We start from the raw sequence: 15,258 nt of genomic DNA, 5'->3' as shown, positions 1-15,258 counted from the left end.
TCACTGCGGGGCAACAGCGCTTTGTTTTGCGTGTGCTTCGCGCTCTGTGGCACTCTAGATAGCAGATTAGCAGCGGTAGCGAGTTCAGTGATCAATTCCCTTAGTCTTATTGGTATGCCCGCCTGTGGTAAGTCCACGCTCGGGCGGCATATAGCCCGGCGCACCGGGTTGCGGTTTGTGGATGGCGATCGGCTTATCGAGCAGCGTGAAGGCCAGACACTGGCGCAGATGCTAGCGCAAAGAGGGTATTTAGGCCTGCGTGAAGCCGAGGAGCGTGCATTATTGGCGGAGGATTTTTCCGGGGTGGTGCTCGCAACCGGCGGAAGCGCCGTATACAGCCAGCCGGTGATGAAGAAACTGCACCGCCTGGGGCCTGTGGTCTTTATTGATGTTATAGAGAGCGAGCTGGCCAAGCGACTGGGGAATTTTGCCGAGCGCGGCGTTGCCTGTGCACCGGGAACAGATTTATCGGCCCTGTACGCCGAACGCCAGCCCTTATATGAACGCGAGGCCGATGTGCGCGTGGCGGCGCTGGACCGGGGAGAGCAGCAGCTGGCGGAAGAAATTTTGCTGGCAGCGGCCGAATGGCAACAACGCCAGAGCGACACCAAAGAATAAGGAGGGGCGGATGCCCATCAAGCGACATACCTGTATTGAAATATGCAAGGAAGATCTGAAGTTTTCCGGCGCTCACTTTACTATCTTTTCGGCGACCGACCGCGAGCGGCTGCACGGCCATAATTTTCGGGTTAGCCTCGACCTGACCGCGGAGGTGGGTGAGGACGGTATGTGCTTTAGCTACGTGGAGATTAAAAAACGTCTGCGCAAGCTGTGCGCAGAGTTAGATGAGTACACGCTGCTGCCCGCGCAGTCGCCGTATATGCGTGTTGAGGAACAGGGCAAGTACTATCGCGCCGAATTTAACGGTGAGGAATTGCTGTTTTTAAAGGCCGACACCTTACTGCTGCCATTGCGCAACACCACGGTTGAAGAGTTTGCTCGCTATGTGCTGGAGCGCCTGCTCGACGACGCCCCTTTCATTGATGGCAATGAGATCAGCGAGTTGGTGATGAAGGTTTCCTCGGGCCCGGGTCAGTGGGGCTCTGCAAGCTGGACTCGCGATTGATTCGGCGACTGTGAATGGAAAGGTATTGTGAATAAATTAGTAGTAATCAGTGGTGGAAGCCAGGGTATAGGCCGCGCGACAGTGGAGCGCTTTTTGGCGGAAGGGTACCGGGTAATCAACCTGTCACGGCGGTCGCTGGACATTGAGGGCGTTCTCCAGTTGTCGGTGGACATGGGGCGTATCGATTGGCTAGAGGGTATGGCCGCGGAGGCGCTCAGTATTGCTGCAGAAAGTGCCGACGAAATCGTGTTGATCCACAATGCTGCGCGGCAAGACAGCGATACCGTTGCCACGCTCGCCGCCGAGAATTTTGCCGCGGTACTGCAGATCAATTTGGTCGCTCCGCAGCAGCTCAATGCTGTGCTGATTCCCTACATGAAACCGGGGTCATCAATTTTGTATGTGGGGTCAACCCTCGCTGAAAAAGCCGTGCGCGGCTGCGCTTCCTACGTGGCCAGTAAACATGGTCTGGTGGGGCTGATGCGAGCAACGGTGCAGGACTTGGCCGGCACCGGTATCCACAGTGCCTGTGTTTGTCCCGGTTTTACCGATACCGCCATGCTGCGCGGGCACATCAACAACGACCCAGAGGTGATTGCCGCAATCACCGCCAATGTGTCGGCTGGGCGCTTGATAGATCCACAAGAAATCGCCGATACCTTGTATTTTTGTGCGCGCTCTCCGGTGATTAGTGGCGCGGTAATCCATGCCAATCTCGGTCAAATAGAGCACTAGCATTTCTCCGCCCGCAGTAAATTTTACTGCGGCACTTTCCCTGCGTTTTTACGGTCTACACTAGTTGTAGGCCGAGCGTTTTCCCAAGCACTCTATTGGCACATGCACTAGCCACACTTCGGTAATCGCGTAGTCTTTTTTTGTGGATCGAAGTAGATGATCTCTGCGTAGCAGAGTAGAGTGAAGACGCACACACATGAAACTGTCGTCGCGCTACGTCGCGAGTGGAATGTCAGCGACGTGGCGTTAACGCAGAAAGGAGATTGCACCGATGGGTATCCTTGATAACGTCCGCGAGCAATATCTGAAGGCGAAGGACGAGGAGATGTCATTGACTGACTACCTCGAGCTTTGTCGCAGCGATCCGCTTGCTTACGCCACCCCGGCTGAGCGAATGCTGGCAGCCATTGGCGAGCCAGAACTTGTAGATACCCGCAGTGACCCTCGGCTTTCACGAATTTTTTCCAATCGGTTGATTGCCCGCTATCCAGCCTTTGAAGAGTTTTACGGCATGGAAGATGTGATCGCGCAGATCGTCGCATTTTTCAAACATGCCGCGCAGGGCCTGGAAGAACGCAAACAGGTGCTATATCTGCTTGGCCCGGTAGGCGGTGGTAAATCGTCGATCGCCGAGCGGCTGAAAAAATTGATGGAAGCCTACCCGATCTACGCCTTGAAAGGCTCGCCCATTAACGAGTCGCCGCTGTCGTTGTTTGACCCCCAGCGCGACGGTAAGCAGCTTGAAGAAGAGTACGGTATTCCCGAGCGCTATCTCAGTGGCCTGGCGTCACCTTGGGCGATCAAGCGCCTGGACGAGTATGAAGGCGACCTTAGCCGGTTCCGCGTTGTGCGCATTCAGCCCTCAGTGTTAAAGCAAGTGGCGATTACCAAAACTGAGCCAGGCGATGAGAACAATCAGGACATTTCCACTCTGGTCGGCAAGGTGGACATTCGCAAGCTCGAGAGCTACGCGCAAGACGATCCCGATGCCTATTCCTACTCCGGCGGCCTGTGCCTGGCGAATCAGGGAATGCTTGAATTTGTCGAGATGTTCAAAGCGCCTATCAAAATGCTGCATCCCCTGCTGACGGCGACGCAAGAAGGAAACTACAAGGGCACCGAGGGCTTCTCCGCGATTCCCTTCCAGGGCGTAATACTTGCTCACTCCAACGAATCCGAGTGGCAGAGCTTTCGCAACAACAAGCACAATGAGGCATTTCTCGACCGGGTATACATCGTCAAAGTGCCTTACTGTTTGCAGGTGTCAGAAGAGGTCAAAATTTACCAGAAGCTGCTGCGCCACAGCTCCCTGGCCGATGCGCCATGTGCACCGGGAACGCTGGAAATGCTCGCGCAGTTTTCGGTATTGACGCGTCTTGGCGAGCCGGAGAACTCCAGCATTTATTCCAAAATGCGTGTTTACGACGGTGAGTCACTGAAAGACACCGACCCGGCGGCGAAGTCCTTCCAGGAGTACCGCGACTATGCCGGTATCGATGAGGGCATGACCGGGATGTCAACGCGCTTTGCTTTCAAGGTGCTGTCGGCGGTATTTAACTACGACAACGCCGAGATAGCGGCTAACCCCGTGCACCTCATGTATGTGCTGGAGCAGCGCATTATGCGCGAGCAGCTGCCCGAGGATGTGCAGCGTACCTACCTAGAATTTATCAAGGGCTGGCTCGCGGTACGCTACGCTGAATACGTGGGTAAAGAAATTCAAACGGCCTATCTCGAATCATATTCAGAGTACGGTCAGAACATTTTTGACCGCTACGTGACCTTTGCGGATTACTGGATTCAGGACGAAGATTACCGAGATCCGGAAACCGGCGCGATCTTCGACCGTGCCACCTTAAACGGTGAACTGGAGAAAATTGAAAAACCCGCCGGGATCGCTAATCCGAAAGATTTCCGCAATGAAATCGTTAACTTTGTGCTGCGTGCTCGCGCTCAAAATGAGGGCCGCAACCCGAACTGGACGAGCTATGAAAAACTGCGCGAAGTGATAGAGAAGAAAATGTTCTCCAGCACTGAAGAGCTGCTGCCAGTCATTTCCTTTAATGCCAAAGCCTCCGATGAGGACCAGAAAAAGCACGAAAACTTTGTTACCCGCATGGTCGAGAAGGGCTACACCCCCAAGCAAGTACGTTTGTTGTCAGAGTGGTATCTGCGCGTACGCAAAGCTGGCTAGTTAACACTGCCACGTCTAAAGCAAGGTGCGAATATGTCGATGATTATTGACCGCCGCCTGAACGACCGCAACAAGAATGCGACGAACCGCGCGCGGTTCATCAGGCGATATAAATCCCAGCTGAAGCGCTCTGTGGCAGACGTTGTCGCCGAGCGCTCCATCACCGATATGGGGCGTGGTGGCGAGGTGGGAATCCCGGTAAAAGATATTTCCGAACCGAAGTTCCGTATTGGCCAGGGTGGCGACCGGGAGATGGTTCACCCAGGCAACCACAGTTTCTCCCCCGGAGATCGCATCGCTAAACCCCAAGGGGGTAGTGGCGGTGAAGGCGAGGGCGGGGACGGCCAGGGTGAAGGCGGTGAGGGGCAGGATAACTTTATGTTTACCCTGTCAAAAGAGGAGTTTATGAACCTCTTTTTCGACGACCTGGAACTGCCACGTTTAGCGCGTAATGTGCTGGGGGACGCTAAACAATTCACTTTTCGTCGCGCGGGCTATACCCCGTCGGGGGTGCCGTCTAACTTGTCGGTGCGACGCAGCCTGCAAAATGCCATGGCCAGGAAGATTGCACTGGCGGCACCGCTGAAACGAGAACTGCGTGAGCTTGAGGAAAGCGGTGCTGATCCACAAGAAATTCAAGACTTAAAAGACCGCATCGATCGAATTCCCTTTTTGGATGAGTACGACCTCCGCTTCCGGCATAAAGTTAAGGAGCCCAAGCCAATTAGTCGCGCGGTTATGTTTTGTTTGATGGATGTATCGGCGTCGATGTCGGAACAAAAAAAGGACCTGGCCAAGCGGTTTTTTACCTTGCTGTATTTGTTCCTCAATCGAAAATATGAACATGTCGAGCTGGTATTTATTCGGCATACGTCAAACGCCGAAGAAGTTGACGAACACGCATTTTTTCACGACCCCCAAACCGGCGGTACGGTAGTGATGTCGGCGCTTAATTTGGCCGAAGAAATTATTAAAGATCGCTATGCGCCAGACCAGTGGAATATATACGGCGCGCAGGTATCAGATGGCGACGCCTTTGGCAGCGATCCGCAACGCAGCGCGGCTAAGTTGCGCGACGATATTTTGCCGCACTGTCGCTACTACGCCTACGTAGAGGTGCCGGACAATGCCAGTAGCATCACGCCGCTGGGTGCCGCCTACAGCCAAATCCACAGCGAAAACTTTGCGGTCGCCAAAGTAATGGGGCGGCGCGATGTCTATCCAGTACTGCGGGAATTATTCCAGCGGGAGGCGGCGTGAGCGAGACGGTGAAAGACCGCGAATTGTCCCGGGGCGGCGACTGGGATTTTGACCTGCTGCGCAGCTACGACCGCGAGATAGCGAGCATCGCCAAAGAGTTTGGCTTGGACACTTACCCTAATCAAATTGAGGTAATTGCCTCTGAGCAAATGCTCGATGCCTACGCGTCCGTGGGCTTGCCGATCAGCTACACCCACTGGAGTTACGGAAAGGAATTTATTCGTAACGAAGAAGCCTATCGCCGCGGAATGCGTGGCTTGGCTTATGAGCTGGTGATTAATTCTGACCCCTGCATTGCCTATTTGATGGAAGACAATAGTATGCCGATGCAGGCCTTAGTCATTGCCCATGCCTGCTATGGACACAATTCCTTTTTTAAGGGGAATTACCTGTTTAAGCAGTGGACCAGCGCTGATGCGATTGTCGATTACATGGTATTTGCCCGTAAGTATATTTTTGAGTGCGAGCAAAAATATGGCATTGATCGTGTGGAGGAAACCCTCGATGCCTGTCATGCTTTGATGGACCATGGTGTGGACCGCTACCACCGGCCCTCACCACTTTCAGCGCAGGACGAATTGCGTCGTCAGCACGAGCGCGCAGAACACGCGCGCAAGCAGTTCGATGATATTTGGCGAACATTGCCGCGCAAGGAAAAGCAGGGCGATGACGATGCACCTGCTGAGGCAGCAAATTTTCCCCCTGAGCCCCAGGAAAACTTGCTGTACTTTATCGAAAAATATTCACCCACCCTGGAAACGTGGCAGCGTGAGATCGTTCGGATCGTGCGTAAGCTCGCGCAGTATTTCTACCCGCAGGGCATGACTAAGGTGATGAACGAAGGGTGGGCGACGTTTTGGCACTATACCTTGCTCAACACCCTGTACGACCGCGGTTTGGTTGATGACGGCTTTATGTTCGAGATTCTTCAGTCTCATACCAATGTGGTCATGCAACCGGGCTTTGATCACCCCGCGTACAGCGGCATTAACCCCTACGCCCTCGGCTTTGCCATGTTCCGCGACTTGCGCCGTATCTGCGAGTCGCCGGATGCTGAGGACCGCGCCTGGTTTCCCGATATTGCGGGGCGAGATTGGCGCGAAGTGCTTGATTTTGCGATGCGTAACTACAAAGACGAGTCGTTCATCGCGCAGTATTTGTCGCCAAAATTAATCCGCGAGTTCCACCTTTTTGCCATAGCAGATCAAGCAAAAAACGACTTTGTCGAGGTGGCCGCAATTCACAATGACGAGGGCTACCGTGACGTCCGGCGCCTGCTGTCACGGCAATACAATCGCGATATTTCGGTGCCGGACATCCAGGTACTTCGCTATGAGCATATGGGCGACCGCTCGCTGCTACTGCGATACACCCGGCTGCGCGACAGACCGCTTACCGACGATGCCAAAGAAGTGCTGAAGCATTTATCTAAGCTATGGGGCTTTACGGTCAGCATGGAAGTGTTTGACGAGCGCGAGGGCGTTGTCGATCGCATCGACGTCAACCCAGCGCGCTAGGGCCTAGCAGCAAGTGCTAATTAGCGGCCGCTGAACTCGGGCTTGGTTTTATCAAAAAATGCATTTACCGCCACCATGTGATCCTCTGTTTGGTGGCACTGGGCCTGAACATCGGCGCAAACGCTCAGGAAATCGTCCAGTTCCTGGCGTTGTGCAAGCTTCATTAGACGTTTGGTTTGCCTAAGTGCTTGTGGCGGCTTGCTGGCATAGGTGTTTGCATAGCCCTGGGCGCAGGACAAGAGTGTGTCGTCTGAGACCTTTTCCAACAATAAGCCGAGAGAGAGCGCTTCCTCTGCCTCAATAATACGCCCGCTGAAGCTCAACTCGGCGGCTCGTTGGTAGCCCACTAAGCGCTGCAGAAACCAGGCCCCGCCGTCACCGGGAATGATCCCCAAATTGATGAAGGTTTCACCAAAGCGGGTACTGTCACAACCAATACGCAGATCGCACATACAGGCGAGGTCAAAGCCAGCGCCGACCGCAGCGCCATTTACCGCAGCGATGGTAACCACCTCGGCGTTGTGCATTGCTCTTGAGATGCGTTGAATGCCATTGCGATAACTGGCGCTGATCTCAGCCGGGTTGCCGCCAAACATACCTTGCTTGTCGCGCATTTCCTTTACATTGCCGCCAGCACTAAAGGCGCGGCCTTCACCAGTGAGAATTAAGCAGGAGATAGCGGGGTTTTGGTTTGCCCAAGTGACGGTATCGCAGATGTCGTCGATGAGCGCGCTGCCCGTTAGGGCGTTGCGGATGTCGTCGCGCTGGAAACACAATAGTGCGACTCGCCCGTCCACGGTCAAGGTTGCATCGCGCAGCGTTGGCATGGCCATTTGGTTTTCTCCCTCGTTTACGTCGCGGCAATTATGCCATAGCGGCCGCCATCGATAGCAGTGTGTTCACACGGATAGCGAAACACCTTTTACCTTGCCTGCGTATACCTAGTCGGAGGTGACCTATGACGAAATGTGAATTTGACGACCTGAATCATTACCCTGTATCTGAGATCGAGGTGCATTCTCTCGATGGCGGTATGTATGTACTTTCGGCGATTATTGACGGCGGGAGTTTCCCGGTCTATGAGCGCGGTAAGAGAATGGTAACGCGGGACATAACAAGCCTGCGAAGACGCCTGGCCGACTGCCGTTGCCAAACGTTTTTTCTAATTCAGCGCAGTGCCTATGACGAAATGCTGGGCCAGCCAGTTAAGAGTGAAGAGACGGAAATGCGCATCGCAATAGCGCCGCTCAGCGACGAGCATTTAATTTAAGACGGGGTGAAGACGGCTGCCGCATTAGCGGCAGCTCTGGCTTAAAAACTCATTTCGCGTGCTGGGGTCGCTTTTAAAACTGCCACCCAGGGCTGTGGTTTGTGTACGTGAGTTAGTGTCCATGACGCCGCGACTTTTCACGCAGTAGTGAATCGCATCGATGGTAACGGCAACATCTTCCGTTTCCAGCAGGGTTTGCAGAGCGACCAACACTTGTTGGGTAAGGCGCTCTTGCACCTGAGGCCGTTGTGCGAAGAAACGCACAATACGGTTAATCTTCGACAGTCCAATCACCTTCTCGCCGGGAATATAGGCGACTGTGGCTTCGCCATCGATAGTAACGAAGTGGTGCTCGCAGGTGCTTGTTACGCTAACGCCACTGACCTTTACCATTTCTTCGACACGCATTTTGTTGTCGATATTGGTGATTTTCGGGAAGTTGTTGTAATCCAAGCCACAAAAAATTTCATCTACATACATTTTCGCAATCCGCGATGGGGTTTCTTCAAGGCTGTCATCACTGAGATCGAGGCCGAGGGTTTCCATAACACCCAGCATCAAGTCGGCGATCCGCTGCTTTTTTTGGTCGTCATTCAGTGAGCTTTGGGGGCGCATCGGTGTTTCTAGGCCCGCTTCCAGTAATGCGCTGTGTACGGCATTGGCTTCCTTGGAAATCATGTTTTTGTCTCGTGTTGTTTTTCATCGTTTACGCAATTTACAGATATTTGGTTTCCTGACCGGTAAATCAAGTTAGTACTCGTATCGATCGGTTTGTGTCTCAGCCGCAAGCCGCAGTATTTGCGCCTACACTGGTGAGAGGATGGAAAAAGGTGAGGCGAAAAGATGGCCGAACAGAGCGAGCACTGGGCAGCAAACAGTGCTGACTACCAAAGAGCATGCTTGCTGGGCGGGGCGGTAGGTGACGCGCTGGGCGCCCCGGTGCAGTTCTTTAGTCTCGACGATATTGTGCAGCAATACGGAGAGCGGGGCGTACTCGACTATATGCCGGCCTACGGAAGGAAGGGAGCGGTCACTGACGACACGCAACGCCTTATGTTCACCTCCGAAGGCATACTCCGCTACCGCGTGGCGAGCGCGAGAGGCGAGCAGCCAGATTTGCGAAGTTTTATTCATCGCGCGGACTTACGTTGGCTATCCACGCAGACCACAACCACCACAGGGCAGCAGCGCAGTTTCTTATTGGCAGAGCGCGGGCTCTACAGTCAGCGAGCAGCGCGCGATAGCTTTCTGGCGGTGTTAAGTAAAAGTCAGCAGGGCGGCGTAACGGCTGACAACCAGTACCAGTTCGGTGCCGGTTTGAGCCGAATTGCGCCCCTCGCCGTGCACTTTGTTAGTGATATGCGCAAATTCTGGGGAGAGGCGCTGCGTGCTGAAATGTTCTCACTCAGCGCCGATATCAGCGCCCTCAGCGATGGCCACGTTAATGGTCGTTTAACCGGCGGCGCGCTGGGCATACTGTTGCTTGGCTTGTTGTATGGTCACCCGCCTGAGGCGTGCCTGGCGCGGATCGACGAGCAGCTGCGCCCCAATAAGGACAGCCAAGCCTTGCGCCGAGCTATCGATCATGCCGTTGAATTGGCCAATGCCCAGCCGAACTCGGCCAGTGCCGCAGAATCCCTCTGTGGCGACTCTATGGCCCTGGACGTGTTTTCCGTTGCCTTGTACTCACTGCTGTGCGCCGAGGACTTTGCCTCTGGTCTGGTGCTGTCGGTTAATCACAGTGGTTTAAGTGACAGCTGCGGCGCGTTGGCGGGGCAGCTATTGGGTGCCTGGCGCGGCCTCGATGATATTCCGCAGCATTGGCTACAAGACCTTGAGCATAAAGCGCTGCTAGACTGCTTGGCAGCGGACTTTTTGAAGTCCCCCGAAGACCCGCTAATGAAGCAACGTTATGGTGGTTAATTAAGGGAAGGGCGCTCTTTGACTCAAATTGACTTGTCGTCGTTACAACACCCTGTTTTAGAAAAGAAACTCTACCGCCAGCGGCGCGATCAACTCCAGCTCGATCTAATGGCTTTGCAGCTGCAATTATACCGAAGCCGACGCCGTGCAATACTCGTGGTAGAGGGCCCGGATGCGGCGGGGAAAGGGGGATTTTTGCGACGTGCCCTGCGGTATATGGACCCCCGAGGGGTGCGGGTCCATGCCATTGGGCCCCCGGATGCCATAGAGGCGGGGCAGCACTACCTGCAGCGATTTTGGCGGCGCCTGCCTACCTCCGGTCAATTGTGTGTATTCGACCGCTCTTGGTACGGGCGTATTCTGGTGGAACATGTCGAGCACGGATACAAAGAGCGGGAGCGTGCGTGTCGCGAGATCGCCGAATTTGAAAGGATGTTAGTTGACGACCAGATTATGGTGGTTAAGGTGCTGTTTTACATCGATAAAGAAACGCAGCGCAATCGTCTGTTGACCCGTTTGGAAAGCCCGGAGAAACACTGGAAGATCACCGATGCGGACCTGAATAGCTTTCCGTTTCATCATCAGTATTGCCAGGCCTATGAGTACATGTTGAAGCAGTGCTCCCAGCCGGTACCGTGGCAGCTTGTTGCGGCGAACGACAAGTACCATGCCCGGGTTGCCGGTATGGAGGCCCTGAGTGAGCAGTGGCGTCAGCACCTCGGAGAGCCGGCACACCCGCAGGCCAACGCGGCCTTTGTCGCAAGGGCTCGGCGCGTGCTGGAGCGACGACGGGAAGACAGCGCCGATTGAATTCAAGGCGTTGTTATTGTGAGCGTTATCGCGCTGATTCTTACCAATACCGGTAGAAGGCTAGGGGCCAATACGAATACAGCTCTGCTGTGCGGCGGTGCACTATGTTTTAAAGGAGGGTGTGCGAGAATGACGGTAACATCCCGTTGTGACCCCTACGGATGAAACGCGATATCAAAAGGACGCATGTTGATTTTTAAGCGCTTGAAGGACATCTACAACACGCTTGGCCCGCGATTACTCGCCGGTGTGCTGCTGGTCTTCCTCTGTGTATTTGTTGTGATGTTTCCGCTGGCGGAGCGTCGTGCCTATGAACAGGAAGTGTCGGCGGTTGGCGAGGTGTTGAGCAGCCTTCTCGATGCCCGCGCGCGAGCGCTGGATAACCACATAGGCCAGTACGAAAGCGACACGCTTTTCCTGGCTAACACGCCGCCCATCTCTGGCATTATGCGCGCCTCGGAAAATTCCGGGGAAGACCCCGACACCCGCAGCAACCTGCAAGACTGGCAGCAGCGCTTACAAGAGATTTTTAGTGCCTACATGTACAGCCGCGGTGAGGTGCGTCAGCTGCGCTTTATCGGAATGGATGACGGTGGGCGGGAATTAGTGCGCGTCGACAGTGATGGCGAGTCGGTTCAAATTATCCCCCAGTCTCAGTTGCAGCAAAAAGGCCACAGTGACTACGTTAAAGAATCGAGCAAGCTCAATGAAGGCGAGGTGTATTTTTCGCGGGTTAATTTTAACCGCGAGCGCGGGAAGATCGAGCGCCCACTTTGGCCCACGCTGCGAATAGCGACGCCGGTTTTCGACGCGCAACAGCGTCTGTTCGGCGTGGTCGTGATGAATCTGGATTTTAGCTACAGCCAGCGATTGATCAGGGAAGATCTGCCGCAGGGCTACCGAGTTTACCTCCTCGATGAAGAGCAGCATTTTTTGTTGCATCCCTACAGTGAAAAAACCCTGGCCTACGAACTTGGGCCGTCCTATCAGTGGGGGCAGGCCTTCGATGCGCCGATGGCCGATGGCCTGAGGCCCTATCGTGAGCGCGGTGGGGAAGCCACTTGGTACTCACTGAAACAGCGATTGACCTACGATGACCGCCATTGGGTCACGTTGGTTGTCGCCGCCGATCAAGCGCTGGTTGATGATGCGGTATTTCGCATGCTGCGTTTTAATGCGGCGGTTTTTGTGTGCTTTACGCTGATCACCTTCATATTACTTCTTCAGTTCGTTGTGAATATGCGCCGACGCGACGAAGCCATTGAGCGAAATGCGGAGCGAGTCGCGATTATCGATGGCAGTAACGATGCCGTGATCGCGGTCAGTCTGGATGGCGTGGTGATTAGCTGGAACGCAGCGGCAGAGTTGCTGTTCGGCTATCGCGAAGACGAGGTGGTAGGGAAGACGACGGCGTCACTGATTTTGCCGGATGACTGCAGAGATGAAGAGCAGCTTTTTCTAAAGCAGATGCGCGCGGGTGTGCCTGTGCCGCATGTGGAAACGCACCGGAAAGATAAATCGGGTAACCGTATTGAGGTCGCTATTAATGTCTCGCCTGTGAAGGTCGCGGGTAAAATAACCAGCGCGGCGATGATCGTCCGGGATATCAGCCAGGAGAAGGAATCGCGCAGCAAATTGCGCCAGCTCAATGAGTCCCTTGAAGAGGTGGTGGCCCAGCGTACCAAGGACCTGAGTGAGACCCTGGCAACTCAGCGGGCAATTCTTGAAAAGGCCGGCTACGGAATTATCGCCAGCGACCCCAGGGGCAAAATCACCCTGTTTAATTCCGCTGCGGAAAAAATGCTCGGCTATCGCCAAGAAGAGGTGGTAGGCCAGCGCTATATCAACAGCTTCTTTGTCGGCGACGAATTTAACCAGGCCCTGCGTGACAAGGCGATTGAGCAGGGCGGTGAGCTGGATACCTATTCGCTTTTAAAGGCGGGTTTCAGCGATGAACGAGAGTGGGTATTTCGTCGACGGGATGGGCAAGAGTTCCCAGTGTTATTAAAAACCGTATCGATGCTCAGCGACGAGGGGGATGTACTGGGCTTCCTCAGCGTGGCCGTGGACTTAACCACCCGCAAGCAAGAACAGCGCGAGCTGGAGCACGCCAGGGCGGTGGCGGAGGACGCCAGCAAAGCAAAGAGCGAATTCCTCGCCAATATGAGTCATGAAATTCGCACACCGATGAATGCGGTGCTGGGGATGCTAAACCTATTGGATCATACCGGCCTCAATGCAAGGCAGCACGATTATGTGCAAAAGGCCAGTGGCGCTGCCGAGGCCTTGCTGGGGATCATCAACGATATTCTGGATTTCTCCAAAATCGAGGCGGGTAAGCTGTTGCTGGACCCTCACCCCTTTAGCGTGGACGAGGTCTTGCGCGATATCGCCAATATTCTGAGTATGAATGTTGACGAAAAACAATTGGAAATACTCTTCAATGTGGACCCGGCCATTCCCAGTCAGGTGTGTGGTGATGCCCTGCGTATCAAGCAGGTGCTTATCAATCTCGCCGGGAATGCCGTGAAGTTCACCGATAGCGGCGAAGTGATGATCAGTGTGGTGGTGCAGCACCAGCAGCGCCAGCGCATTGTTTTGGGTTTCAGCGTTCGCGACACCGGTATTGGCATGTCGGTTGAACAGCAGCAGCGCATTTTTCAGTCTTTCTCCCAGGCCGAGGCGGGAACGACCCGTCGATATGGCGGCACGGGGCTCGGCCTGGTGATCTGTCAGCGCTTGATCCGCATGATGGGTGGTGAACTCGAAGTCGACAGTGAGGAAGGCCGCGGCAGTACGTTTTCATTTAGCCTGTTGTTAGAAAATGTCGAAGGGGCAGAGCGCTCGGCACCGCGTGCGCGTGAACTCTCTCAGGGTTTACAGGGTCTTCGTATACTGTGTATTGATGACAACGCCAACGCGCGACAGATCATCTCTACCAGTTGCGAGTCGATGGGCTGGCACTGCGACGAAGCGGCGGATGGCGAGTCCGGCGTGGAAAAAATCCGCGCTGCCTCGGCGCCATACGACGTCGTGTTTATCGATTGGATGATGCCGGGCATGAACGGCTGGCAAACCGCTGAGGCGATCCGCCGCGAACAGGGTGAGCGCTGTCCAAAACTGGTGATGGTGACCGCCCACGCGAAAGATGTATACGCGCAGGAAGAGCGCGAGGGCGGCAGCCCGATGGATGGTTTTTTGATGAAGCCGGTAACCGCCTCAGATATTTTCAATGCGGTTAGCGAAGCGCTGACACATGCTGTGGCACCGAGCTTGCCGGCGAGGGCGGAGCCGAAGCCGGTAGAGGCAGTCTCCGAGGTGGATGACAGCGACAAGAACCAGGTTGTCAGTCCAGTGGCGAAGGGTTCGCTGGCAGGTATGCGCCTGTTATTAGTGGAGGACAATCTCACCAACCAACAAGTGGCGCGGGAGCTGTTGGCATTGGAGGGCGCTGAGATCGAGTTGGCTGAAAACGGCTTGGAGGCGCTGGAGCAAATACGCACGAGTGCATCGCCCTTTGATGCTGTATTGATGGATTTGCAAATGCCTGAGATGGACGGCCTGACAGCGACCAGGAAGATTCGCCAGGAAATGGGTCTGGTAGATCTGCCCATCATCGCGATGACCGCCAACGCCCTGCCATCTGATCGCAAGGCCTGCTTAGACGCAGGAATGAATGATCATGTAGGCAAGCCATTTGAGCTGTCTGAATTGGTTGATGCCGTGTTAAAGGCCGCGGGGCGAGAGGCAGTGACCGATGAGTCAGTTGTGGTTGAGCGTGTCGAGCCCGATTTGCCAGCGTCACCGGAGGGCTTCAATTTTAAGGAAGCCTTGCTGCGCATGGGGAATAATCGCGGCTTGCTGGCCACGCAGGCGCGACGATTTGCCGACAGGCATTGCGGCGATCTCAAACTGGTTGAAAAAAGCCTGCGTGGAAATAACGCGCCGCTGGCGACTCGTGAACTGCATACTGTGCGCGGTGTTGCCGCCACGCTGGGGGCTTCGGCGCTGGCGCAGATGTTGGGTGATCTTGAGGATGCTTGTAAACAGGGGGCAAGTGCCGATGCCCTTGCTGAGGATCTTCAGCATGCAGACGCTGAATTAAAACGCGCGTGTGCCGTTTTTAGTGAGTTGGCGAACCAGTTGACGCCCGCGCCCAGTGCAGGCGATGAAGGGCATACCAAGGTGGATGCCGCGCAGCTACTCAAGGGTTGTGAGGAGCTAGAAGCCCTCCTTCGGGACAGTAATATGCGCGCGATGGCCGTGCACGATACGCTCCGCGCGGAAGGGGGCTTGGCAGCGGTCGCCGGAGCCGAGATACTGGCGGAATCCATAGCGAGTCTCGATTTTGCCGGTGCCCTTGCTGCGCTGGAGCGTGTTAAGGCAGAGCTCGACGCGCAAAACAGTAATACGGAGCTGTAAA

Annotated in this window: 12 protein-coding genes; 10 read left to right on the top strand and 2 right to left on the bottom strand. The window is 54.9% G+C overall.

Annotated features, from left to right (window positions below):
* The first annotated feature begins 87 nt into the window (after nt 1-87).
* From AC2Q8J_RS06700 to AC2Q8J_RS06675, 6 genes are all read left to right on the top strand, one after another.
* Nucleotides 88-618, top strand: a complete 531-nt coding sequence (locus AC2Q8J_RS06700; RefSeq protein WP_486452465.1) for a shikimate kinase — start codon at nt 88-90, stop codon at nt 616-618.
* A 10-nt stretch (nt 619-628) separates the two neighbouring features.
* Nucleotides 629-1,126, top strand: coding sequence for a 6-pyruvoyl trahydropterin synthase family protein (locus AC2Q8J_RS06695; RefSeq protein ID WP_036256633.1), 498 nt, complete (start codon nt 629-631; stop codon nt 1,124-1,126).
* Nucleotides 1,127-1,153: 27 nt separating this feature from the next.
* Entirely contained in the window at nt 1,154-1,861 is a 708-nt protein-coding gene (locus tag AC2Q8J_RS06690; RefSeq protein WP_204995205.1) for an SDR family NAD(P)-dependent oxidoreductase, read from the top strand.
* 271 nt (nt 1,862-2,132) lie between these two features.
* Nucleotides 2,133-4,055, top strand: coding sequence for a PrkA family serine protein kinase (locus tag AC2Q8J_RS06685; protein WP_486452464.1), 1,923 nt, complete (start codon nt 2,133-2,135; stop codon nt 4,053-4,055).
* A 33-nt stretch (nt 4,056-4,088) separates the two neighbouring features.
* Nucleotides 4,089-5,315, top strand: coding sequence for a YeaH/YhbH family protein (locus AC2Q8J_RS06680; protein ID WP_486452463.1), 1,227 nt, complete (start codon nt 4,089-4,091; stop codon nt 5,313-5,315).
* On the top strand, nt 5,312-6,832 hold the full coding sequence (locus AC2Q8J_RS06675) for a SpoVR family protein (RefSeq protein WP_486452462.1): 1,521 nt from the start codon (nt 5,312-5,314) through the stop codon (nt 6,830-6,832). The genes AC2Q8J_RS06680 and AC2Q8J_RS06675 overlap by 4 nt, the downstream gene beginning before the upstream one ends.
* Nucleotides 6,833-6,852: 20 nt before the next feature.
* Here the strand turns inward: AC2Q8J_RS06675 and AC2Q8J_RS06670 are convergent, their stop codons facing one another.
* The gene (locus AC2Q8J_RS06670; RefSeq protein WP_424142673.1) at nt 6,853-7,665 is read right to left on the bottom strand and encodes an enoyl-CoA hydratase-related protein; all 813 of its coding nucleotides are present in this window, start codon (nt 7,663-7,665) and stop codon (nt 6,853-6,855) included.
* A gap of 125 nt (nt 7,666-7,790) precedes the next feature.
* Between AC2Q8J_RS06670 and AC2Q8J_RS06665 the strand changes: the two genes are divergently transcribed.
* Nucleotides 7,791-8,102, top strand: coding sequence for a DUF6482 family protein (locus AC2Q8J_RS06665; protein WP_204995210.1), 312 nt, complete (start codon nt 7,791-7,793; stop codon nt 8,100-8,102).
* 24 nt (nt 8,103-8,126) lie between these two features.
* Here AC2Q8J_RS06665 and folE read toward each other — a convergent pair whose 3' ends face one another.
* A complete protein-coding gene (gene folE / locus AC2Q8J_RS06660) occupies nt 8,127-8,780 on the bottom strand; it encodes a GTP cyclohydrolase I FolE (protein ID WP_204995211.1) in 654 nt (217 codons plus the stop codon).
* A gap of 165 nt (nt 8,781-8,945) precedes the next feature.
* Here folE and AC2Q8J_RS06655 point away from each other — a divergent pair, with 165 nt between their 5' ends.
* From AC2Q8J_RS06655 to AC2Q8J_RS06645, 3 genes are all read left to right on the top strand, one after another.
* Nucleotides 8,946-10,025: an ADP-ribosylglycohydrolase family protein gene (locus AC2Q8J_RS06655; protein ID WP_486452461.1), complete on the top strand. Its 1,080-nt coding sequence runs from the start codon at nt 8,946-8,948 to the stop codon at nt 10,023-10,025.
* 18 nt (nt 10,026-10,043) lie between these two features.
* The gene (locus AC2Q8J_RS06650; RefSeq protein WP_424142675.1) at nt 10,044-10,835 is read left to right on the top strand and encodes a polyphosphate kinase 2 family protein; all 792 of its coding nucleotides are present in this window, start codon (nt 10,044-10,046) and stop codon (nt 10,833-10,835) included.
* Between the two features lie 186 nt (nt 10,836-11,021).
* Nucleotides 11,022-15,257, top strand: a complete 4,236-nt coding sequence (locus AC2Q8J_RS06645) for a response regulator (protein ID WP_486452460.1) — start codon at nt 11,022-11,024, stop codon at nt 15,255-15,257.
* The last annotated feature ends 1 nt before the right edge of the window (nt 15,258 follow it).

It is taken from the genome of Spongiibacter sp. C9W, assembly GCF_057370015.1.
The sequence above is the reverse complement of the archived record's forward strand: the minus strand, read 5'-3'. Positions and strand labels throughout refer to the sequence as shown.

Excerpts from the sequence above, each read along its gene's own strand:
- folE (WP_204995211.1), bottom strand. The coding sequence starts at position 8,780 with ATGATTTCCAAGGAAGCCAATGCCGTACACAGCGCATTACTGGAAGCG.
- AC2Q8J_RS06695 (WP_036256633.1), top strand. The coding sequence starts at position 629 with ATGCCCATCAAGCGACATACCTGTATTGAAATATGCAAGGAAGATCTG.
- AC2Q8J_RS06685 (WP_486452464.1), top strand. The coding sequence starts at position 2,133 with ATGGGTATCCTTGATAACGTCCGCGAGCAATATCTGAAGGCGAAGGAC.
- AC2Q8J_RS06665 (WP_204995210.1), top strand. The coding sequence starts at position 7,791 with ATGACGAAATGTGAATTTGACGACCTGAATCATTACCCTGTATCTGAG.
- AC2Q8J_RS06655 (WP_486452461.1), top strand. The coding sequence starts at position 8,946 with ATGGCCGAACAGAGCGAGCACTGGGCAGCAAACAGTGCTGACTACCAA.
- AC2Q8J_RS06645 (WP_486452460.1), top strand. The coding sequence starts at position 11,022 with ATGTTGATTTTTAAGCGCTTGAAGGACATCTACAACACGCTTGGCCCG.
- AC2Q8J_RS06670 (WP_424142673.1), bottom strand. The coding sequence starts at position 7,665 with ATGGCCATGCCAACGCTGCGCGATGCAACCTTGACCGTGGACGGGCGA.
- AC2Q8J_RS06680 (WP_486452463.1), top strand. The coding sequence starts at position 4,089 with ATGTCGATGATTATTGACCGCCGCCTGAACGACCGCAACAAGAATGCG.